Origin of the sequence: Flavobacterium sp. W22_SRS_FK3, from assembly GCF_052113665.1 — a bacterium.
GTDB lineage: Bacteria > Bacteroidota > Bacteroidia > Flavobacteriales > Flavobacteriaceae > Flavobacterium.
This window is the reverse complement of the sequence record NZ_JBGQOF010000013.1, coordinates 14,723-37,881: the sequence shown is the minus strand read 5'-3', so window position 1 is coordinate 37,881 and position 23,159 is coordinate 14,723. Positions and strand designations below refer to the sequence as shown.

The 23,159-nt window shown below is 33.7% G+C and carries 20 protein-coding genes and 1 pseudogene; 9 read left to right on the top strand and 12 right to left on the bottom strand.

Going from position 1 to position 23,159, the window contains the following annotated elements; translation table 11 throughout:
• Positions 1-11 precede the first annotated feature (11 nt).
• Positions 12-1,628, bottom strand: a complete 1,617-nt coding sequence (locus ACEN2I_RS13775; RefSeq protein WP_441766675.1) for a S8 family peptidase — start codon at positions 1,626-1,628, stop codon at positions 12-14.
• A gap of 196 nt (positions 1,629-1,824) precedes the next feature.
• Between ACEN2I_RS13775 and ACEN2I_RS13770 the strand changes: the two genes are divergently transcribed.
• Positions 1,825-2,841: a DUF481 domain-containing protein gene (locus ACEN2I_RS13770; protein ID WP_441766674.1), complete on the top strand. Its 1,017-nt coding sequence runs from the start codon at positions 1,825-1,827 to the stop codon at positions 2,839-2,841.
• Here the strand turns inward: ACEN2I_RS13770 and ACEN2I_RS13765 are convergent.
• Positions 2,838-3,695: an MBL fold metallo-hydrolase gene (locus ACEN2I_RS13765; protein ID WP_441766673.1), complete on the bottom strand. Its 858-nt coding sequence runs from the start codon at positions 3,693-3,695 to the stop codon at positions 2,838-2,840. The two genes, ACEN2I_RS13770 and ACEN2I_RS13765, sit on opposite strands and share 4 nt — an antisense overlap.
• Positions 3,696-4,046: 351 nt before the next feature.
• On the opposite strand from ACEN2I_RS13765, the gene ACEN2I_RS13760 reads away from it, so the two are divergent.
• The 6 genes and pseudogenes from ACEN2I_RS13760 to sufD all read left to right on the top strand — a co-directional run bounded on the left by ACEN2I_RS13760 (position 4,047) and on the right by sufD (position 8,960).
• Positions 4,047-4,376: a HesB/IscA family protein gene (locus ACEN2I_RS13760; protein ID WP_110305982.1), complete on the top strand. Its 330-nt coding sequence runs from the start codon at positions 4,047-4,049 to the stop codon at positions 4,374-4,376.
• 72 nt (positions 4,377-4,448) lie between these two features.
• Positions 4,449-5,897 (top strand): Fe-S cluster assembly protein SufB, encoded by a 1,449-nt coding sequence (sufB, locus tag ACEN2I_RS13755; protein ID WP_441766672.1) that lies wholly within the window; start codon positions 4,449-4,451, stop codon positions 5,895-5,897.
• A 7-nt stretch (positions 5,898-5,904) separates the two neighbouring features.
• Positions 5,905-6,393 (top strand): flavodoxin family protein, encoded by a 489-nt coding sequence (locus tag ACEN2I_RS13750; protein ID WP_441766671.1) that lies wholly within the window; start codon positions 5,905-5,907, stop codon positions 6,391-6,393.
• 14 nt (positions 6,394-6,407) lie between these two features.
• Positions 6,408-7,154 carry a Fe-S cluster assembly ATPase SufC gene (sufC, locus tag ACEN2I_RS13745; RefSeq protein WP_441766670.1) on the top strand — a complete coding sequence of 249 codons (747 nt, stop codon included), beginning with the start codon at positions 6,408-6,410 and terminating at the stop codon, positions 7,152-7,154.
• A gap of 183 nt (positions 7,155-7,337) precedes the next feature.
• A pseudogene (locus ACEN2I_RS13740) lies at positions 7,338-7,567 on the top strand (four helix bundle protein).
• 76 nt (positions 7,568-7,643) lie between these two features.
• Entirely contained in the window at positions 7,644-8,960 is a 1,317-nt protein-coding gene (gene sufD, locus ACEN2I_RS13735; RefSeq protein ID WP_441766669.1) for a Fe-S cluster assembly protein SufD, read from the top strand.
• Positions 8,961-9,048: 88 nt separating this feature from the next.
• Here sufD and ACEN2I_RS13730 read toward each other — a convergent pair whose 3' ends face one another.
• Positions 9,049-10,008: an MBL fold metallo-hydrolase gene (locus ACEN2I_RS13730; protein ID WP_441766668.1), complete on the bottom strand. Its 960-nt coding sequence runs from the start codon at positions 10,006-10,008 to the stop codon at positions 9,049-9,051.
• Positions 10,009-10,178: 170 nt separating this feature from the next.
• Here ACEN2I_RS13730 and amaB point away from each other — a divergent pair, with 170 nt between their 5' ends.
• Entirely contained in the window at positions 10,179-11,732 is a 1,554-nt protein-coding gene (amaB, locus tag ACEN2I_RS13725; RefSeq protein WP_441766667.1) for an L-piperidine-6-carboxylate dehydrogenase, read from the top strand.
• Positions 11,733-11,804: 72 nt separating this feature from the next.
• Here the strand turns inward: amaB and ACEN2I_RS13720 are convergent, their stop codons facing one another.
• From ACEN2I_RS13720 to ACEN2I_RS13680, 9 genes are all read right to left on the bottom strand, one after another.
• A complete protein-coding gene (locus ACEN2I_RS13720) occupies positions 11,805-14,633 on the bottom strand; it encodes a pectate lyase family protein (protein ID WP_441766666.1) in 2,829 nt (942 codons plus the stop codon).
• A gap of 389 nt (positions 14,634-15,022) precedes the next feature.
• The gene (locus ACEN2I_RS13715; RefSeq protein WP_441766665.1) at positions 15,023-15,553 is read right to left on the bottom strand and encodes a DUF6646 family protein; all 531 of its coding nucleotides are present in this window, start codon (positions 15,551-15,553) and stop codon (positions 15,023-15,025) included.
• 43 nt (positions 15,554-15,596) lie between these two features.
• Positions 15,597-16,322: a metallophosphoesterase family protein gene (locus tag ACEN2I_RS13710; protein ID WP_441766664.1), complete on the bottom strand. Its 726-nt coding sequence runs from the start codon at positions 16,320-16,322 to the stop codon at positions 15,597-15,599.
• Between the two features lie 164 nt (positions 16,323-16,486).
• Entirely contained in the window at positions 16,487-17,683 is a 1,197-nt protein-coding gene (locus tag ACEN2I_RS13705; protein ID WP_441766663.1) for an aminopeptidase C, read from the bottom strand.
• A gap of 240 nt (positions 17,684-17,923) precedes the next feature.
• On the bottom strand, positions 17,924-19,354 hold the full coding sequence (gene pyk / locus ACEN2I_RS13700; RefSeq protein WP_441766662.1) for a pyruvate kinase: 1,431 nt from the start codon (positions 19,352-19,354) through the stop codon (positions 17,924-17,926).
• A 4-nt stretch (positions 19,355-19,358) separates the two neighbouring features.
• Positions 19,359-19,847, bottom strand: coding sequence for an IPExxxVDY family protein (locus ACEN2I_RS13695; RefSeq protein ID WP_441766661.1), 489 nt, complete (start codon positions 19,845-19,847; stop codon positions 19,359-19,361).
• A 125-nt stretch (positions 19,848-19,972) separates the two neighbouring features.
• A complete protein-coding gene (gene rnc / locus ACEN2I_RS13690) occupies positions 19,973-20,713 on the bottom strand; it encodes a ribonuclease III (RefSeq protein WP_441766660.1) in 741 nt (246 codons plus the stop codon).
• A gap of 8 nt (positions 20,714-20,721) precedes the next feature.
• Complete coding sequence (gene fabF / locus ACEN2I_RS13685; RefSeq protein WP_441766659.1) at positions 20,722-21,975, bottom strand: beta-ketoacyl-ACP synthase II; 1,254 nt, start codon at positions 21,973-21,975, stop codon at positions 20,722-20,724.
• Between the two features lie 179 nt (positions 21,976-22,154).
• The gene (locus ACEN2I_RS13680; RefSeq protein ID WP_007137004.1) at positions 22,155-22,391 is read right to left on the bottom strand and encodes an acyl carrier protein; all 237 of its coding nucleotides are present in this window, start codon (positions 22,389-22,391) and stop codon (positions 22,155-22,157) included.
• Between the two features lie 175 nt (positions 22,392-22,566).
• On the opposite strand from ACEN2I_RS13680, the gene purN reads away from it, so the two are divergent.
• Positions 22,567-23,145 (top strand): phosphoribosylglycinamide formyltransferase, encoded by a 579-nt coding sequence (gene purN / locus ACEN2I_RS13675; protein WP_441766658.1) that lies wholly within the window; start codon positions 22,567-22,569, stop codon positions 23,143-23,145.
• The last annotated feature ends 14 nt before the right edge of the window (positions 23,146-23,159 follow it).

Genomic DNA, 23,159 nt, shown 5'->3' with positions numbered 1-23,159 from the left:
AAAATTTAGGCTTATTTTTTAGACATTTTTTCAGCCATTAATAAAGCATTATAGGCATTAACCATTTTAGCCGTTTTTGATGACTCAGATGCTGGTTTAACATCATTATTTTCACCTAAAGCCACTGTGTCCGGAAGAGCAACTCCAGAATCCATTAAAATTTGTTTTACCTGTTTTGCTTTTAATTTCGGATAATAAGAACGAATTAAAGTTGCAACTCCCGCAGCATTTGGTGATGCCATTGAAGTTCCTTGTAAATATTTGTATTTATTATTTGGAACCGTTGCATAAATTTCTTCACCCGGAGCAAAAATATCCACATTTATTTTTCCGAAGTTAGAAAATCCAGCAATTACATTTTGCCCATATAATTTATTGATTGCTCCAATTGTTATCAGATTATCTGCAAATTCTTTAATATTATCTTTAGCATCATTTGGATAATTGATGTTCTCTGTTTCATCAATATTATAGCCATCATTACCTGCAGCATGAACAATTAAAACATCTTTTTTAGACGCATATTTGATTGCATCGTAAACCCAATCTTTATGAGGAGAAAAGCTTTTTCCGAAACTTCCGTTGATGACTTTTGCACCATTGTCTACAGCATAACGAATTGCCAAAGCAATGTCTTTATCATATTCGTCTCCATCAGGCACTGCTCTAACAGTCAAAATTTCAACGTTGTTGGCAACTCCGTCTCCACCTAAATTATTACCGCGAACCTGAGCAATAATTCCGGCAACGTGAGTTCCATGTAATGCCTCTTCTTTATCTGGTCCAAATACAATATTGTTTCCGTATTTAGTACTTTTTATATCTTCCGCATTGTCACCTAACACTTTTCTTCCGTCAAAATCTTTGTTTAAATTATAGTTTAATTCATCAGAAACATGCTCACTATAATCTTTTAATTCTGCTTCAGGATCAAAGGTTGGACCTGCATTGGTAAAAATCTGAGTCATTACCATTTTGCTTCTGGCCACTTTTGGGTCTGTTGAAGTAATAGTTGCTAAATCCTCGACTTTGTAGGTTGTTTTATTTAACTCTTTCTTAATTGTGTTGTGAACATCCAATAAAAAATCAACCTGCTCTTTATCTTTTAAAGCTTTCTCATATTTTTCAGTATACTGAGCCAAAGCACTTTTATATTGTTCAGAACCGTCATCTCCTTTTTTGACAATACGGGTCATTTCAAGATTTTCTTTTACAACATCTCCCAGAAAATTCCATCCATGAATGTCATCAACATAGCCATTTTTATCATCATCGATTCCGTTACCCGGAATTTCCTTTGGATTTGTCCAGATCATTCCCTGTAAATCTTCGTGTTCGATATCCACTCCTGAATCTACAATTCCGACGATTACTTTGACACCTGTTTTTCCCTGAAGTAATTCGGCGTAAGCCTTGTCTACACTCATTCCCGGAATAGAGTCTTTTATCAGATCAAGATGACTCCATCTTTTTAGTTCAGTATCCGTAAGGGGTGCTTTTTTAACAACTGCTAATGGAGCCGTAATAAACTCTTTTTGAGTTGAAACTTGTGCCTGCATCGTAGCACCGCAACCTGCTAAAACAAGTAATGCGAAAGCAGATAAATTGAGAGGTTTAATATGACTCATGTATCTATATATAATGTAAAGTTAAAGATGGGACTAAATTATGACATTTTGTTACAAAATACTAACCGTTAACAATGTGTTATGAATTTTATGCTTTAAAATTCTAAGTAAATCTGAAAAAGTAAAATTCTTTCAAACCTTAATTATTATTATTAAATTTATGTTACAATCTGATTTTTAATTAAATACATAAAAAATGAAAAAAATTACTTTTCTGATTTTTCTTTTATTTTTGGTAAAATCATATGCCCAATCAGACACTCTTGTTTTAAAAAACAAAGATTTAATGGTAGGAAAAATCAAACTCATGAAAAATGGCGCTTTGCAGATTGAAACAGATTATAGTAAAGAGGATTTCAAGATTAAATGGAAAGATATTATCTCTATTATTTCTAATAAATCGCACATGATTAATTTAAGTAATGGCGATTTGCTAAATGGTGGCTTGTTCACTGACTATAAAACGAAAAAAACTTATGTTATAAATTGGAGTAATCAGGAAAGGAAAGAAGTGAATCTCGAAGATATTGTTTACATCAAGTCAGTTAATGATGGTTTTTGGGATCGTTTGGATGCTTCTTTTGATGTAGGCATAAAATTGACAAAAGCTCAAAACCTCCAGCAGCTAAGTATAAATGTTAGCCTGGGTTATACGGCCCGAACCTGGTTTTCTACAGCTACTTATAAGCAGATGCAATCCGTTCAGGATGACATTGAATCCATTCGCAGGATTGATACTGATCTGAGTTTCACGAAACTCTTAAAAAAAGATTATTTTGCTCAAATGTCTATTACTACATTATCAAATACAGAACAGGATATTGATTTGCGTATCTTGTCAAAAGGGGGTGTAGGAAAGTATCTTATTCATGATAATACAAAATATTGGGGTGTAGCAGCAGGACTTTCTTTTAATCACGAAAAATATACAACTGAAACTTCTGCCAATAAAAGTTTGGAAGCCTTTTTGGGAACTGAATTAAATATTTACGATGCCGGAGATTTTGATATTAAATCCAAATTAAATGTTTTTCCGAGTTTAACAGAAAGCAAAAGGATTCGCACCGACTTTAACCTGGATACAAAATATGATTTGCCTCTAAATTTTTATATCAAACTATCCCTTTTATACAACTTTGACAGCAAACCTCCATCAAGTACTTCTAAAAATGATTATGTATTTCAAACCGGTTTTGGCTGGGATTTGGATTAAAAAATCTCATCACAAGTAAAAACGTCTTTCAATCGAACACCTTTTTCGGTATTCTCAACCGTTATAATCTGGTTATGCGCATCATGTTCCAGAAATAAATAATAATTATTAGTCGCTGCTGCATTTAAAAATTTCTCTTTTTCATCTAATGTTAATAGAGGTCTTGTGTCATAACCCATAATATAAGGTAACGGAATATGACCGGCAGTCGGTAACAAATCCGCACAAAAAACTATGGTTTTATTCTTATACTGAATATGCGGAATCATTTGTTTTTCGGTATGACCGTCGGCAAAGAAAATTCCGAAACCTAGTTCCGACTGTGGTAAAAAATCACTTCCGGGTCTTTTTATAAAATTCAACTGACCACTTTCCTGCATTGGTAAAATATTTTCTGATAAAAAAGAAGCTTTTTCACGGGCGTTTGGCTTTATCGCCCATTCCCAATGGTTATCATTTGTCCAGAATTTAGCATTTTTAAACGCTGGTTCGTACCCAGTTTTATCTGCATTCCATTGCACACTTCCACCACAATGATCAAAATGAAGGTGTGTCATAAAAACATCGGTAATATCATCCCTGTGAAAACCATATTTCGCGAGAGAACCATCCAGCGAATGCGTTCCCCAAAGTGAATAATAACCAAAAAACTTTTCTGATTGCTTATTTCCCATTCCCGTATCAATCAGAATCAATCGGTTACCATCTTCAATAAGCAGACAACGAGCCGCAATATCAATTAAATTATTGGCATCTGCAGGATTGGTTTTATTCCAGATTGTTTTGGGCACCACTCCAAACATCGCACCTCCGTCTAACTTAAAATTTCCTGATTCTATTGGGTAAAGTTCCATGAGTATAAATTTCTAGTATGAAAACAAAGCTAGAAAATACAATTTCGTTATGCTAAAAATATTCCATTAAAAACTCAAAACCACATTACTGAAAGTAATGAACATTTTTTTGATTTCATAAATTGGTGTAAATACTATAACCTAAATAGTACCTATAATTCCCAAAATAACTATTATCTATTTTAACATTTGTTATAATAATGTGAACCGTTATGGAAAAAGGTTTTTAAGTCGTATCTTTGCAGATAATTTCATTTCATCATTGAAATCCAGCACTTTAAAAAAGTACTAATTTTGTTACTGTTTATTAAATGTGGATTAAAAATGAAAAAAAAACAAATACAATAAACAATGATAAAAGTTTCTGATACAGCCAAAAAGAAAATCATCGATTTGATGAATGACGATGGTTTTGATGCCGCACATGACTACGTACGTGTAGGTGTAAAAAGTGGCGGATGCTCTGGTTTGTCATATGATTTAAAATTTGACAAAACAAAGGGCGAAGACGATAAAATATTTGTAGACAACGACATAACAATTGCCGTTGAAAAGAAATCATTCCTTTATTTAGCCGGAACAATTCTTGAATTTTCTGGAGGATTAAATGGAAAAGGATTTGTATTCAACAATCCGAATGCAAGCAGAACTTGTGGTTGCGGAGAATCATTCTCTCTTTAGTCAAAAGCCGAGAAATCAACTTCTGTTGACTTTCAAACTTTGGACTTTCAAACTTTAGACAATATTAAAATAATGAGCAAATACACAGAAGACGATTTAAAAATCGAACTCGAAACTAAAGAATACGAATACGGATTTTACACTGATATCGAATCGGAGACATTCCCTATTGGCTTAAACGAAGATATCGTAAGAGCCATTTCTCTTAAAAAAGGAGAGCCAGAATGGATGACCGAATGGCGCATCGAAGCCTTTCGTGCGTGGAAAGAAATGATCGAGCCGGAATGGGCGAATGTTCGTTATGAAAAACCGGATTTTCAGGCCATTTCTTATTATTCAGCTCCAAAACAAGTCGATCCAAATAAAACCTTGGATGATGTTGATCCGGAACTTTTAGAAATGTACAAAAAGTTAGGAATTTCTGTAGATGAACAAAAAATGATGAACAATGTCGCTATGGATATTGTTGTCGATTCTGTTTCTGTGGCTACTACTTTCAAGAAAACACTTGGAGAAAAAGGAATTATTTTCTGTCCAATTTCTGAAGCTATAAAAGAACATCCTGAATTAGTTCGTAAATATTTAGGAACCGTTGTTCCTCAAAAAGATAATTTCTACGCTGCATTAAACTCGGCTGTTTTCTCTGATGGAAGTTTTTGTTATATTCCAAAAGGTGTTCGCTGTCCAATGGAACTTTCGACTTATTTTAGAATCAATCAGGCAGGAACAGGACAATTCGAAAGAACGCTTGTTATTGCAGATGAAGGAAGTTACGTATCCTACCTTGAAGGCTGTACAGCTCCTAGTCGTGATGAAAATCAATTGCACGCTGCTGTTGTTGAATTAATTGCTTTGGATGATGCTGAAATTAAATATTCCACTGTTCAAAACTGGTTTCCAGGAAACAAAGAAGGAAAAGGTGGCGTTTACAACTTCGTAACCAAAAGAGGTTTATGCGAAACAAACGCTAAAATATCCTGGACACAAGTAGAAACTGGTTCTGCTGTAACCTGGAAATATCCTTCTTGTGTATTAAAAGGAGATAATTCGGTAGGAGAATTTTATTCAATTGCCGTTACCAATAATTACCAACAAGCAGATACAGGAACTAAAATGATCCATTTAGGAAAAAACACTAAATCGACTATTATTTCTAAAGGTATTTCGGCTGGTAAATCACAAAATAGCTACCGTGGATTAGTTCAGATTAGCCCAAGAGCTGAAAATGCAAGAAACTTTTCGCAATGTGATTCCTTATTAATGGGTAATAATTGCGGAGCGCATACTTTTCCTTATATCGAAAGTAAAAATCCATCAGCAAAAATAGAGCACGAAGCAACTACAAGTAAAATTGGAGAAGACCAGGTTTTCTATTGCAACCAGAGAGGTATTCCAACTGAAAAAGCGATTGCCTTGATTGTAAACGGTTTCAGTAAAGATGTATTGAACAAATTACCAATGGAGTTTGCTGTTGAAGCTCAAAAATTATTAGAGATTTCTTTAGAAGGATCTGTTGGATAATTAAAAGATGGAAAATAAGAAAGTCATCATTTTAGGTTCAGCCAGAAAAAACGGAAACACAACAAAAATTGTCGATGAAATTTCAAAAGAATCGGCAATTGATGTAATTGACTTAAGTGATTATAATATTTCTCATTATGATTACGAAAGCAAAAACAGAGAAGACGATTTTCTTCCTTTAATTAGAAGAATATTGGAAGACTACGACACTTTAATTTTTGCAACGCCCATATATTGGTATAATATGAGTGGAATAATGAAGGTTTTCTTTGATCGTTTTTCGGATTTAATCCGAATTGAAAAAGAAACCGGAAGAAAACTTAGAGGAAAGAAAATTGGTGTGATATCCAATTCACATGACAATGAAATTGAAGAGAGTTTTTACATTCCGTTCAAAAAAACAGCCGATTATTTAGGCATGGAATATTTAGGACACGCGCATTTTAATGCTAACATCCTCAACCAAACAACAAAAATAGAATTGACATTTATATAAAAATAAAAAAAACAATGTTATCAATAAAAAACCTTCACGCCGCAATCGGTGATAAAGAAATCCTGAAAGGAATTAATATAGAAGTTAAAGCTGGTGAAGTACACGCTATCATGGGGCCAAACGGTTCTGGAAAAAGTACACTTTCGGCTGTTATTGCCGGAAACGAAAACTACGAAGTTACTGATGGGGAAGTTGTTCTTGACGGAGAAGATCTTGCTGATCTCGCTCCTGAAGAAAGAGCTCACAAAGGTATTTTTCTTTCATTTCAATATCCTGTAGAAATTCCCGGAGTGAGTGTAACAAACTTCATGAAAACGGCTATCAACGAAACTCGTAAAGCAAACGGACAGGAAGAAATGCCTGCAAACGAAATGCTGAAAGTAATTCGTGAGAAATCTGAATTATTAGAAATCGACCGTAAATTTTTATCCAGATCTTTAAACGAAGGTTTTTCCGGAGGAGAGAAAAAAAGAAACGAAATCTTCCAAATGGCAATGTTAGAACCAAAATTAGCCATCCTTGACGAAACCGATTCTGGTCTTGATATCGATGCTTTAAGAATTGTGGCTAACGGAGTTAACAAATTAAAAAGCGACAAAAACGCCATTATTGTGATCACGCACTACCAACGTTTGTTAGATTATATCGTTCCGGATTTCGTTCACGTTCTTTACAACGGAAGAATCGTAAAATCAGGCGGAAAAGAATTGGCTTACGAACTGGAAGAAAAAGGATACGACTGGATTAAAGCGGAGAACTAAGGTCGTCTTAAAGTCTAAAGTCATAAAGTGAAAAGAAAAATATGGGTAAATTTAATTCTTTCGAAGAAATAAATTTCTGGTAAAAATCTAGAATCTTCAACAAGAAATATATCTTGTTATTGAAAATTCTAATTTCAAAAAAGACTTGATTTCGTTAGACAAATAAGACCAGCATCACTTTCTGTGTCTTCAAATATAGCAGAAGGCTTTGAAAGAATACAGATAAGGAGTTTGTTTACTTTTTATATGTAGCCAAAGCATCAGCAGGAGAAGTTCTATCTCAATTGTATTTAGCATTTGATTTAGAATATATTATTAAAAAAGAATTTGAAATGCTTTTAGAATCGATAACCAAAATATCGAAATTATTAAGCGGTTTCATAAAATATTTGGAATCTAGTCGTAAAGTTTAAAGATCAAAAGTAGGATACCATCAAGTTTCAGACTTTAAGACTTTAAGACATTCGACTTTAAGACTAAAAAAGAACAATGGATTTAAAAGAAAAATTAGTGTCGTCTTTTATGGCTTTTGAAGAGCGTGTTGATGTACATTCAGATTTACATGACATACGCACAAATGCCTTAAAAAATTTCGAAAATAAAGGTTTCCCAACCAAAAAAGAGGAAGCCTGGAAATATACATCGCTAAACGCCATCTTAAAAAATGACTTTACAGTATTTCCTAAAAAAGAAAATGCAATTGAATTTAATCAGGTAAAAAAATACTTTTTACACGAAGTAGACACTTATAAATTAGTGTTTATCGATGGCATTTTCAGTTCGCATTTGTCTTCTACAACGCATGACGGAATCGATGTTTGCCTTATGTCATCGGCATTGACCAAACCAAAATACAAAATGGTTATTGATACCTACTTTAATCAAATTGCAAGTAAAGATGAAAGTTTGACTTCGTTGAATACTGCTTTTGCAAGTGAAGGTGCTTTTATCAATATTCCAAAAAAGAAAGTTGCAGATAAACCTATTGAAATCATGTATTTCTCAACAGGAAACGAAGTTGCTTTAATGGTTCAGCCGAGAAACTTGATTATTGTAGGTGAAAATTCGCATGTTCAGATTATCGAACGTCACCAAAGTTTGAATGAAAATCCGGTTTTAACCAATTCGGTTACAGAAATTTTCGCCCAAAAACGTGCGATTGTAGATTACTATAAAATTCAGAATGATAGCAGCGAAGCGAACTTAGTTGATAATACATATGTTTCACAACAACAGGAAAGTCATGCTTATGTACACACGTTCTCTTTTGGAGGAAATATAACTCGAAACAACTTAAACTTTTATCACTTTGGTGAAAGACTGACAAGTACGTTAAACGGAATCTCAATTCTAAATGACAAACAACACGTTGATCATTATACTTTGGTAAATCACGCACAACCAAACTGCGAAAGTTTTCAGGATTATAAAGGAATATTCTCTGATCGTTCGACTGGAGTTTTCAACGGAAAAATCCTGGTAGACAGAGAAGCTCAAAAAACGAATGCTTTTCAGAAAAGCAATAATATTTTATTAAGCGACAAAGCTACTATTAATGCAAAACCACAATTGGAAATTTTTGCTGATGACGTAAAATGTTCTCACGGCTGTACAATAGGACAATTAGACGAAACAGCAATGTTTTACATGCAATCTCGTGGTATTCCTAAAAAAGAAGCTAAAGCGTTATTGATGTATGCGTTCTCGAATGCTGTAATCGAAAGCATCAAGATACCGGAATTAAAACAACGTATCACTAAAATCATTGCCATGAAATTAGGCGTGAATTTAGGGTTCGATTTATAAAATTATATGTGAAATAGAAAACCGGCAAGCTTTTAGTTTTTGCCGGTTTTTTTATGATGTTCTTTGATTTAAAACTAATTTCAGTAAATTATAATTCAAGTCGTTTTCCCTGTTCCGGATAAATAAATTTCAAACCTAAATCATTTTGATTTTTTAATTGCTCTTTAATTAATTCAATGTTTTTAACAGGTGGTTTCAAATGTGTAACTACTATTTTAAATCCATTCAAAGAATTTTTTCCGGATAATTTTTCTAATGCATGAAGTTCATCCATCAAATAATTTGGAGTAAGATGTCCAAATAAAAATTGATCCGGCTGTTCATTCGGGAAAGAAACTTCTATAAAAATCCCTTTTAATTGTTTGCTTTCAATCAATGGTGCAATTGCTGCCCACAAGTCTTTTAAATTATTGCTTTTTTCTACTGCATCAGAACCTGTATCACCAAGATACAAAACATAATTATTATTATTTTTAATTAAGAAGGCAGTACTTTCATATGGATTGACATGACTTAAAAGAAAAGATTTTACAGTCATAGCTGTATTGGTTATTGGAGTTTCTTCGCCTAAATTTAAAGTTTGAAAATGATATCGTTTAATATGAAAACCCGGACCCTCATCACCAAAATTAGCCCACGTCTGATCATTAAAATAATGATTCTCCATCATTTCCATACATCTTTTTGTAGCATAAACCGTTTTTGAAGAATCGGCCGGAGAGTTAATTATCAACCCGGAAACATGGTCTAAATGGGCATGCGAAATCAAATATCCTTTAATATACTTTCGCAATACTTCACTTGTTGAAACCTTAAAGACTTTATTTTCAATAGCTTTTTCAATTCCTGAATTGATCGTTCCGGCATCCAGACAGATATAATCTTTTGTATTTGAAGGCGCCAATAAATAAGCTGAAAGATTTTTTTCGTCGATTCCGCCCTTAACTCCTAAAGGCACAATCTGAAAAGATGGATTCAACAGTTTTTGTGCAAACGCATTTATTGAAATCAAAAACAAACAAACAACAAACTTCTTTAAAATTGACATATTTATATTTTTTGCTGCTGCAAATTTCAGTAATTATGACGGATAAATTGATGAGTGTCTATGAAAACCTGTAAAATAGCCTTAAATTTACTTTGATTTCTTATAATGAAATTCGTTCTGAAGCAATATCTTTACATAAAAATATAACATTTTTAATCAATAAAGTTAAAATGACAACAATAGCATCACAATTTGGAATAAATGAAGCTCTGGAAAAATTGGGCATCAAATTTATAAATGAAGGTACCTCAACTGGTTTAGAAAGTTTTTCATCCGGAGAAATTTTAGATAGCTATTCTCCTGTTGACGGAAAATTAATTGCTTCGGTAAAAATGTCAACAGCTGAAGATTATGAAAAGGTAATCCAATCAGCAACGGAAGCTTTTAAAAAATTCCGCTTAATACCTGCACCACAGCGTGGGGAAATTGTTCGTCAGTTTGGGGAAAAATTACGACAAAATAAAGAAGCTCTTGGAAAACTAGTTTCTTTTGAAATGGGAAAATCACTACAAGAAGGGTATGGAGAAGTTCAGGAAATGATTGATATCTGTGATTTTGCTGTTGGTTTATCCCGCCAATTACACGGATTAACAATGCATTCTGAAAGAACCGGACATCGTATGTATGAACAATACCATTCATTAGGAGTTGTCGGAATCATTTCTGCCTTCAATTTTCCGGTAGCTGTTTGGTCCTGGAATACCGCTTTGGCGTGGATCTCCGGAGATGTTTGCGTTTGGAAACCTTCTGAAAAAACACCTCTTTGCGGAATTGCCTGTCAAAATATAATTGCCCAGGTTATAAAAGAAAATAATTTGCCGGAAGGAATTTCATGCTTAATCAATGGCGATTATACTATTGGTGAATTAATGACAGCTGATTCCCGAATTCCGTTAATCTCTGCAACCGGTTCAACCCGAATGGGAAAAATAGTGGCTCAGGCCGTTGCAGGTCGTTTAGGAAAATCATTATTAGAATTAGGAGGAAACAACGCTATTATTGTGACTCCTGATGCCGATATAAAAATGACCGTAATCGGAGCCGTATTTGGAGCTGTTGGTACGGCCGGACAACGCTGTACTTCAACCCGACGATTGATCATTCATGAAAGTATTTACGATAAAGTAAAAGAGGCATTGATCGCTGCTTATAAACAATTACGAATTGGAAATCCGCTTGACGAAAAAAATCATGTTGGACCATTAATTGATATTCATGCAGTCGAAATGTATGCAAAAGCATTGAACAGAGTGGTTGCAGAAGGCGGAACCATTTTAGTGGAAGGAGGCGTACTTTCGGGCGAAGGCTATGAAAGTGGCTGTTACGTGAAACCAGCCATTGCCGAAGCAGAAAATTCATTCGAAATTGTTCAACACGAAACCTTTGCACCTGTTTTGTATCTGATGAAATATTCAGGAGATGTAGAAAATGCGATTGAGCAGCAAAATGGTGTCGCTCAGGGATTATCATCAGCCATTATGACAAATAATTTACGTGAAGCCGAAAGATTTTTATCTGTTACAGGTTCTGATTGTGGGATTGCAAATGTCAATATTGGAACTTCCGGGGCTGAAATCGGAGGTGCTTTTGGAGGAGAAAAAGAAACTGGAGGCGGAAGAGAATCAGGTTCTGATGCCTGGAAAATATATATGAGGCGTCAAACCAATACTATCAATTATACAACAAGCCTTCCATTGGCTCAGGGTATTAAATTTGATTTATAAATAATTAAATACACAAAAGGCTTCCAAAATAAGGAAGCCTTTTGTTTTTAAAATAGTTAGTATATTAAAAAGTTATTTTTTAATAATCTTTTTAGTAAATGAACCCTGTTCTGTAGTCACTTTTACTAAATAATTTCCTGTAGTAAGATTACTCATGTCAATAGATTCAGCTCCACTCGAAATATTTTTAACAACTGCTCCAAATAAATTATAAATCATAACGTTTTCAATCTTGTGATCTTCTGAAGAAATATACAATTGATTCGAAACCGGATTTGGATATAAGGTCAGTTTTGCAGATAAATTATTTTCCCCTAATCCCAATGTTGCGTAAGCCGTTTTAATGTAATACAAACTTGTAGTACCCGTATCTCTGCTTAGGCTATGGTTTCCTGCAGGAATAGTAAGTGTTATAATTCCACCATTAGCAGTCTTAGAAACACCATCCACTTTAATTCTTGCAGCAGATTCAACAAAAACCAAAGTTAAAGTAGCCTCTTGTGTTGTTACAAAATTTACAAGTCCGGCACTAGATTCAATTTTTAAACTTTGAGTCATTGTCAAACCATCATAAATAACTGTTCCTTTAGAAGTAGAAAGATTTCCTGTAATAGTATAAAAAGAACTTGATAAGCCAGAGGTAGTAAAATTATGTATTTCATTTCCTGAAGCTACAGCATTTACCTTAATTACTCCAGATAATGCAACCGGAGTCCCAGCTGTACCTGAAGTTGTAACTGTATAAGAAATTGTTCCTATTCCAGCAGGAGTTCCTGATATTGTGATTGTTTTTGCTACTTGATCTTTTATTGAATTAATCCCAACCGCCAGACTTGAAACCTCTGCATCTGTAGCATCACCGCTCCATGTAAACACAATAGGATCAATTGGCGAACCAACAGTTATAGTCTGATTATTATTTGTGGTTGAAACAAGCACCTGACTACTTGGAGGCAATACTGTAATAGTTCCGGAATCTGAAGCGGATGTTCCTACATTTCCTGAAGTAGTAACCGTATACTCCATTGTTTCCGTAGGTATACCAGAAAGAGTTAATGTTTTTGTTGTAGCATTTTTAGTCGAGATAACCCCATTTGGCAATCCTGTTACAGAAGCATCAGTCGCATCACCACCCCATGTAAACACAATATTGCTAATAGCAGTACCCATAGTTACAGATTGATTGTTATTACTGGTTGTAGCTGCTAATATCTGATTTCCTGGAGGCTCACTTTCTCCTTGCACAGCAACCATTGAAGATGTATAATCTGTAAGTGCTTTTTTTAAATCTGCAATAACAAGATAAGACTTATCATCTACCAAATTATCAAAAGTCCACTTTAAATCGCCTCCGGTAACACGGCCTGCATATTGCATTACTTTTGCTTTTGCATCAGCAGGTGAATCTATTATGAGGTTTTTTACATATAATGACGGATCTATATCAAAATTATTATAGGTGTTTCCGCCAGATTTAGAAATAACAGTTGCAGGGACTGCCTCATCTCTTGTGGAGGCAAGATAAGCATCAAAATCTGTTGTCGAACTAATTTTTCCAGCAATATTATACAATGGATTTGTATCGCCGTAAGCCACAAAACGCATAGTGTTAGTAGCAATATCCGCATCAAAAGTATTATTAAAGGCTTTAATCGTTCCTCCTGCTTCACCAGAAAAAGTTCCCTGATTAGCCGCATCATTTGCCTGTTTAGCACTACTCCATATATCTGTTCCCTGCATAGAGGTGAGCATTGGACTTTTGGAATTTCGAAAATAATTCCCCTCTACAAATAATGATGAACCTAAAGTTGATCCTGCTCCGTATTTTGCATTGCCATCATAATAATTATTGTATATGTGGGCCGAATAAAAACGCACACGTGGATGACGGGAATCTGAGTGATCAAACCAGTTGTGATGATAGGTAACATATAATCCTGTTGTTTTGCCTTCACTCAGCCCTAAAAGACTTGCTTTCCCATTATCCCAAAAATGATTGTATGAAAATGTGCAGTACGTTGAACCTTTATTATCTAAAGCTCCGTCTCCTTTTATTTGATCAGCATCGCTTCCTGCATTTCCGTAAAATAAATCACAGTTATGAACCCAAATGTGATCATTTTCCTGCTGCATACCCACATTATCACCAGCGGTACTATTACAATTCATAAATCCAAGATTACTCACTTCAATATTAGAGGCAGATTTAAGACGAACTCCCATGCCGTTCACAACTGCATCATCTCCTACACCCTCAATCGTAAGATAGCTATCCGCATTATTGTTGTTTTCGATAGTTATATCTCCACCTTCCATTACTGTCATATCCGTAATATTTCCAATTAAACGAAATATAAACGGACGTGTATCCAGACCTTTTTTAATACCATAAAGAATGTTTTGAAAACCAATGTAGTTTGTCTTAGTTCCTTTGGTACTCGTAATGATATCATAAGAAATTGTATTTTTTGTATTCTTGGTAATGTAAAGAATTACCGCCCCTGTTTTAGGGGTACCATCTGCTTTATACCCTCCAGGAATACGGCCACCCTCGAAAGCAAACCCATTACGATCCTGCGATAAAACAGTCAAAGCCTTTGTTGTAGTACCAGCTCCTTCAACACCAGCAGTTACAGACTTGATAGTAAGCACATATGATCCCGCTGCAAGACCAGGAACATCAGCACGATAATAAGTACCATAACTACGGATCAGCTGTTCGTCAATTTTTTTATTTATTTGTCCGCTGCCAGTATAATAAACATTGTAACTTTCAGCTCCTGCTACAGGAGACCATTCTACAAAAGCAGATTCAAGCCATCCGGAAGATTTTGTAATAGTTTGCGCAACAGCATGCACCGAAACGAGCAGCAAGGCCATGTAAAGTAAAATTCTTTTCATAATTGTGGTTTAAGTAATATAGTTAGTTTAATAGTAATCGAAAAAAACAACCATAAAGATGTAATCGATTACACGAAAGTAAATAAATTTTATTAATCATGAAAAAATTTAGATAAAAAATACACATATAAAAAAAATAAGCGTATTTAAATATAAATATACCAACTATAACGTTATATATAAAAATATAAAGCAACGCTTATATTCATTACTTTTTCCCATAAAAATTCACTTCCAAAATTATAATTTGGCTTGAAAAACAAATAAACCCAAAAGACAGAATATTCTTATTCCTAAAAACATTTTTTAATAAATTCATCTATTGTTTTATAAACAAAAAAGCGGCAATTCGAAAATTCGAATTGCCGCTTTTTTTGAAATTTTATTTTTTATAAATTAAATGATGCTCCAAGACTAAAAGTGACCTGATTGTTTAAGTGATCAAATAATTCATTATCATCACTGTATTTTGCAATTGGAAATCCAATTTCGGTAAAAACACCAAATCCTTCAGTAAAGAAGTACCGTCCGCCTAAATGACCTCCAAAATTTTTCAATCCTAAGCTCAAGCCAGGATAAATATCTAATTTTTCATCAACATTAATAACATTTCCGATGTTAGCGTTTATTCTGAATTTTGCATCAAAACGGTCTTTAAAATCCGGTTTTTCATTAGCATATTCGGTTGTTCCTCCGTTATAAAAACCTGAAAATTCATTTACTCCTAACATATAAGAAGCAACAAAACCGTAAGAAAAATTTTCTGCCAGACCAAAATCAACAGAACCCTGAATTCCTGATCCTCCATCTTGTAAATTGGCACCAACATTCACCTTTACATCGCCCTTTCCTTTAAAAGCTTCCTGCGCTTGTGCTACACCAAATAAAGCTAGAAATAATAGTGTAATAATTTTTTTCATAAACCTTAAAATATTTTTAAATGCAAAAATAGGGCTTTACATCTTAGTTTCTTCCTTTTTCATTAGAATACAATACATTTAAAGGTTCACTTTGCCAAAATTGTTTTGTATCAACATCCATTATGGTCAAGGGACCTTTAAAAGCCGCTCCTGTGTCAATATTCCAAACACACGCTTTATTTACCGGAACTGTTTTTCCGATGCGACTAACAGGAGTATGACCAATAAAAATTTCCTTGTATAAGGTAAACCTTTTTGGGTAATACAAATCCTCTCGTTTTATGTTAGGATCTAATGAAAGTGCTGTTTCCCACAAAGTTCTGTCCCAATAAAATAATTTAGGAAAGTATTCATAACCAACACCATTTAAGTTTGTAAAACCTGCATGAACAAACAACCGGTTTTGTTCATCCAGATGATAATCCTCAAGTGATTCTAAAAACTTGATGTGCACCTGCTTTTCTACTTTATTTAATTTTTCATAAGCCAAAACTGTAGCTTCTCCTCCATGCTGATACCAGAGTTCATTGTTTGTTGCATTCTTAAGCCATTCTAACAATAGCTCATCATGATTTCCCCTGATACAAATGCAGTTTTGTTTACTCTGAAGATTAATCAAATAATCAATTACTTGCGGTGACTGACTCCAGCCATCAACATAATCTCCAAGAAATATTAAGGTATCTTTTTCAGTAACGTCAGCTTTTTTCATCACTTGTTCAAGGGCAAGTAACCCCCCGTGAACGTCGCCTATAACAAATGTTCTCATTTTTAATTATTTAATCCTGAATTACAAAAATATAGAAAATGATCTGCTTAAAATAATAAACTTATGAATCTAATTTATATTATAAAATCCGGCAAAAATCCCGGCAAAACCATAAACATAACGTTTACCAGTCTTATCGGGATCATTATTAATTTTCCTAAAAATTAAACGCCAAGTTTTTTTGCAATCTCACTTGGAATTCCTCCTTTGTTCACCAGTAAGGCCGTAGTTTTATATTTTACAAAATTTTTAGTCACAAACAAAAAACCTTTGTAGTCATTAGTTTCGCCCCATGAATTTTTTACGATATAATATTCCTTCCCGGTTTGATCTTTTGCCAAACCAATAATATGCATTCCATGATCGTCTGTAGTTTGGTAATTATCAAAAGCAGCCTGACGCATTTCTGCAGTAATTTCCGGCTCAGGTTTCGGTCCGTTAAACATATCTGCTTTTTCTTCAACCGTCATTTCATCATATTTTTTAGCAGGGACATATGCAACACCGTTTTTCCAACTAAAGCTTTTTTCACTGACGTCAGTCGCCCATGCCACAGTGTAACCTTTCTTTAAAGCATTATCAATAACATCAGTCATATCATTTACTTTTACATTATAAACCTGATCAAATGACCAGTTATCCGGTACAGCTAATACTGTTTTTTGATAATATGGAGTACTTGTAAAAGATGACATCTCAACATAATCATCGGGATTAATTCCCACTACCTCTTTTGCAAAACTTTGTGGCGTATAATTTTTTCCTTTATAAGTAAAATTATCAGGAACTTTTCCTAAGTATGAATCAATAACTGCAGCATACGCTTTTTCCCAACTTGGGGTTAACTCTCCATTTGGATTTTTAACAACAGCGGTCAAAACCCCTTCAATAATCGCGGCCATTTCGGCAAATTTGTTTTTATCCGTACCGTAATTCAAACCTGTATAGACTTCTCTTGGAACAGTACCGTATTTTTTATACATATTAATTACATCATGCAAAGCTCCTCCATCACCTAAAGTAACAGCACCATGCATCCTTACATAATTTTTTCCTTTTTCAACATAAACATTTCGTGCAGAAAAAATTTGAGATAATTCAACTGGCTGTTTTCCCAAACGAATCATTTCAGATTCTAAAAAAGAATTTGTAGAATAACTCCAGCAAGTTCCCGAAGAACCTTGCAGTTTTACTGAAGTAGTTCCTAAATTAATTACTTCAGTAAATTTAAAGTTTTCTTTACTTTTATCACTTGCATTAAGTTTTAGTGAATTTACTAAAATGTCTTGTGCGAAACAGCCGGCCACTCCCACAAAAAAAGCAGAAGCAATAAATACTGATTTGATTGAAAATCTATTCATAATTTATATTTAATCATTTAATAAATTAGTAGTTACAATTTATATTTTGTTACAAAACAATCAAATTATACACGATTTGTTAGTATGTGTTTCGTTAAATTTTTACTGAATTATTTTAATACACTAACAATCAAATGTTTATGTCTATAAAAGATAAATTAAAAAAAAGTTTTTATACAGAAAAGCCACCAAAATTCAAATTTTGGTGGCTTTTATTTAAAAATATTATTTTAGAAAAAATTATTCCAACTGAGAAACCCTCATGGTATTTACCATACCTTTCTCTTTAATTGGCATAGCTGCAAGGTTAATCAAATAATCTCCTTTTACAGCATAACCTTTTTCTCTTACTATTTCGTTAACATCGGTAACAGTATCATCTGTACTTACATCTTTATCATAAAAATAGGATTTAACTCCCCATAATAAATTTAACTGCGTAAGGATTCTTTTGTTTGAAGTAAAAACCAAAATGTGAGCAGATGGCCTCCAGGCCGAAATTTGAAAAGCAGTATAACCACTATTTGTCAATGTACAAATTGCTTTTGCCTGAATTGTATTAGCCATCAAAGCAGCTTGCTGACAAATTGTTTTAGTAATAAAACGGTTTGTCTTAATTTGTGGGGTATTTTGAGGCACATGAATTAGTGGAGAATCCTCAACAGCTTCACAAATTTGAGTCATTTTTTGAATTACCTGTACAGGATAGTTTCCTGTAGCAGTTTCTCCGGATAACATTACAGCATCTGCACCATCCATTACAGAGTTTGCAACGTCATTTACCTCAGCACGTGTTGGTGTTAAGCTTGTAATCATTGTTTCCATCATTTGTGTTGCCACAATAACCGGAATTCTTGCCGTTTTAGCTCTGCGAATTAAATCTTTTTGAACTAATGGTACTTCATGAGCAGGAAGTTCTACACCTAAATCTCCACGAGCCACCATTAAAGCATCACAATATGCTACAATTTTATCCATGTTCTCAAGAGCTTCCGGCATTTCAATTTTAGCAACGATTGGAATTTTAACATCCGAATGTTTAGCGATTAATTCTTGTAAATCTTGTAAATCACGAGGTGTTTTTACAAACGAAAGTGCGATCCAGTCTACTTTTTGCTCAATAGCAAAAATAGCATCTGCAATATCTTTTTCTGTTAAAGCCGGTAATGAAATTTTAGTATTTGGAAGATTAACTCCTTTTTTAGATTTTAATTCTCCCCCTTGAATTACCTTAGCAACAACTTCTGTTTTTTTATCTGTAGAAATAATTTCAAAAATAAGCTTTCCGTCATCTAGCAAAATACGCTCACCAGGATTAACATCATTTGGAAAATTTTGATATTTCATAAATACTTTTTGAGCAGTTCCTAAAATATCTTCAGCAGTTGTAAAAGTGATTAAATCGCCATCACTAACTACAGTGCCTTCTTCCATTACACCAACTCTAAGTTTTGGCCCCTGTAAATCTCCAAGAATTGCTGTAGTATAACCAAATTCTTCATTTAGTCCTCTAATAATATTTATTTTCTCCTTTACACCTTCATAATCTGCATGCGAAAAATTAACTCTAAATACATTTACACCTGCATCGATCATATCTTTAATGATCTCTTTCGTTCCACATGCAGGCCCAAGTGTGGCTACAATTTTGGTTTTTTTGTTTGTAAGCATTTTTTTAAAAAATTAAATTGTTTTTTGATTTTATTTTATTGATATCTACAGCATAAATAGCTGCGATACTCTCAATTGTATTTAGCTTTTGCTGTATTTCTGAAAAGTTTATAGCCTCACCGCTATTATCTATTTTCAGGAAAAAATCTACTTTTTTGAATTCAGGAAGTAAATGAATTGTTGTTGAAACCTCACTATTTTCATTGGAAAACAAATTCTGAAAATCATTCGTACTCACTGAAATGATTTCATTTTTATTCTGAATCAAATTCCATGCAAGGGCTTTGTCAGTATCATAATAATAGAATCTGGAAAAATTTGCCTCGCCTTCCTTAGTCTGAGCATGTATCTCGTTTTTGCTCTTACTTAAGTTTATCGGAAGTTTTTTATTGATAAAATAAGCCAATCTATAATCTTCTAAAGAAGTATGGATTGCCATTAAATAATAATCAATTTCGTCAAATTCTTCTAAATCCAATCTATGAATTGCCATATCATGAAATATCAAGCCGTAAATATACTATTTCTATCGTAGCATCAATAGTTAGGAACAGTATGTTTTTATTAATTTATAAACGAAAACGTTATAGCATTAAGAATATTACAGTACTTTTCGTGTTATTTCTTATCCATTTTTTCTTGAAATGCAAAATAAGCACGTTGCGATGCCTTCTCTTCTGCCTTCTTTTTTGAAGTTGCTCTTGCTCTTGCAATTATTTTATCGTCGATACTCAATTTAACGCCAAACAGCCTTTGCCCATCAATTCCGTTATCTTCAAAAATATCATAATGAAAAATTTTCTTTTCTTTCTGACACCATTCAATAACCAAACTTTTGTAACTAATTACTTTTCCTTCAAGTCGTGCAATATCAACATAAGGTATAATGACTCTTTTTTGAATAAATTTTTCACAAAATGAATATCCGCGATCTAAATAAATAGCACCAATAAGTGCTTCGAAAATATTTCCATGTATATTTTCACCAAAATGCTGAACAGGCACTTTACTCTCAACGAAACGAACTAAATTTAAATCTTTGCCCAGCTCGTTAAGGTGTTCCCTACTCACGATTTTAGAACGCATTTTAGTTAAATAGCCCTCATCTCCGTTTGGGGCTTCATTAAATAAATGCGCAGCAATAACAGAACTTAACATAGCGTCTCCTAAAAACTCAAGCCTCTCATAATTAATTGGATTTCCTGATTCATCCAATTTATTAGAAGAGCGATGTGTAAATGCTTTCTTGTAAAATTCTATGTTAATTGGCTGAAAACCAAGAATTTTCTGAATAGTGCCAAAAAAAATCCCGTCTTCTTGAGAACGGGATTTTGAAAATATTTTTTTGATAATATTCATAGACAAAACTAGTCAACTAATTTTTTAAACAATACACAAGCATTGTGTCCACCAAAACCAAAAGTGTTACTCATAGCAACATTTACTTCTCTTTTTTGAGGTTTGTTCAAAGTTAGATTCAATGACGGATCAATCTTTTCATCAACAACGGTATGATTAATCGTTGGAGGAACAATACTGTGATGCATAGCCAGAATAGAAGCAATTGCTTCAATAGCACCAGCTGCACCAAGTAAATGTCCAGTCATTGATTTTGTTGAGTTGATATTAATGTTTTTTGCATGATCACCAAATACAGCACTAATTGCTTTTAATTCAGCTACATCTCCTAAAGGAGTAGAAGTTCCATGAGTATTGATATGATCAACATCCTCAGGATTCATTCCGGCATCTCTTAATGTGTTTTTCATTACGGCAATAACACCAATTCCTTCCGGGTGTGGTGCTGTTAAATGGTAAGCATCAGATGACATTCCGCCACCTCCAACTTCACAATAAATTTTTGCTCCTCTTGCTTTTGCATGTTCATATTCTTCAAGAACCAATGCTCCTGCTCCTTCTCCTAAAACAAAACCATCTCTGGTAGCATCAAAAGGTCTGGAAGCAGTTTCCGGACTTTCGTTTCTTGTTGATAAGGCATGCATTGAGCTAAAACCACCCATACCAGCAATAGTAACAGCAGCTTCAGAACCACCAGATATAATAACATCACACATTCCTAAACGAATGTAGTTGAAAGCATCTATTAAGGCGTTTGCAGAAGAAGCACAAGCTGAAACAGTTGTATAATTAGGACCCATATAGCCATTACGCATAGAAATGTGTGCTGGTGCTATATCGGCAATCATTTTAGGAATAAAGAAAGGATTAAATTTTGGAGTTCCATCACCTTTTGCATAGTACATTACTTCATCCTGAAAAGTCTCCAATCCTCCAATTCCTGCTCCCCAGATAACTCCAACTCTTTGTTTGTCGATATTATCATCTGTTAGTCCCGCATCTTTAATAGCTTCATCACTCGCAGCAACTGCATATTGAGCAAATTTATCTAATCTACGAGATTCCTTACGGTCCATGTAATCCTCAATATTGAAGTTTTTTACTTCACAGGCAAACTTAGTTTTATGCTTCTCTGTATCGTAATACGTTATTGGGGCTGCACCGCTAACTCCATTAATAAGCGCGTCCCAATACTCCTGGATGTTATTCCCGATAGGGGTAAGAGCGCCTAATCCTGTTACAACAACTCGCTTTAATGTCATAAATATGTTTTTGTATCTTTTAAACAAATAAAACCCATGCTTTCTTAACTGTATTGTTTACTTAAGAGCCATGGGCATTACAATATAAATATATTTTTTGATTGAAAGTCAATCGAAATTTAAATTTAAAAAAAATAATAACACCCGACCTATGCAATATAAAATCGGGTGTGTATTTATTATTTTTTAGCTTCCTCGATGTAAGAAATAGCTTGACCAACAGTAGCAATGTTTTCTGCTTGATCGTCTGGAATTTGAATATCAAATTCTTTTTCGAATTCCATAATAAGCTCAACAGTGTCTAATGAGTCAGCTCCTAAATCATTAGTGAAGCTTGCTTCTGTTACAACTTCGTTTTCGTCAACACCTAATTTGTCTACGATAATCGCTTTTACTCTTGATGCAATGTCTGACATAATCTTTAATTTTAGAATTTAATTTGTTGGCAAAAATAAAAAACTTTATTTTAAAACAACTATTTAGTTAATAAATGTGTTACTAATTTATAAAATTAATTTCAAGAAAGGTCTTTTAATACTATTTATTTTGATTTTTTATTCCGTTTTTTGCATTCTCAAAATAAATTTGATTATGAAAAAAATTGTTGTTTTTGCCTCAGGTTCAGGAAGTAATGCAGAAAACATTATCAAACACTTTAAACAAACCAAAGTTGCAAAGGTTGTTGCTGTCTTTACAAATAATCCAAATGCCAAAGTGATTGAAAGAGCAAAAAATCATCAAATTCCTGTCGAAATCTTCTCAAAAAACGAACTATTAGAACGAAATATAGTACAAAAAATACAAGAAATCAACCCGGATCTCATTGTTCTGGCTGGATTTTTATTGAAATTCCCGGAAAACATAATTGAACTATATCCAAATAAAATCATCAACATACATCCTGCGCTTTTGCCCAATTATGGGGGAAAAGGTATGTACGGAATGCACATACACAGAGCTATAGTTAACAATAAGGAAAAAGAGACTGGAATTTCAATTCATTATGTAAATGAACATTATGATGAAGGTGGTATCATTTTTCAAAAGAACGTAGCTTTAACACAAGAAGATACCCCGGAAACCGTAGCCGAAAAGATTCATGAGCTGGAACAAAAATATTTTCCGGAAATTATTCAGGCAGTACTCGAAGATTCAAATTCCAAAAAGTAAATGCCAAATTCCAA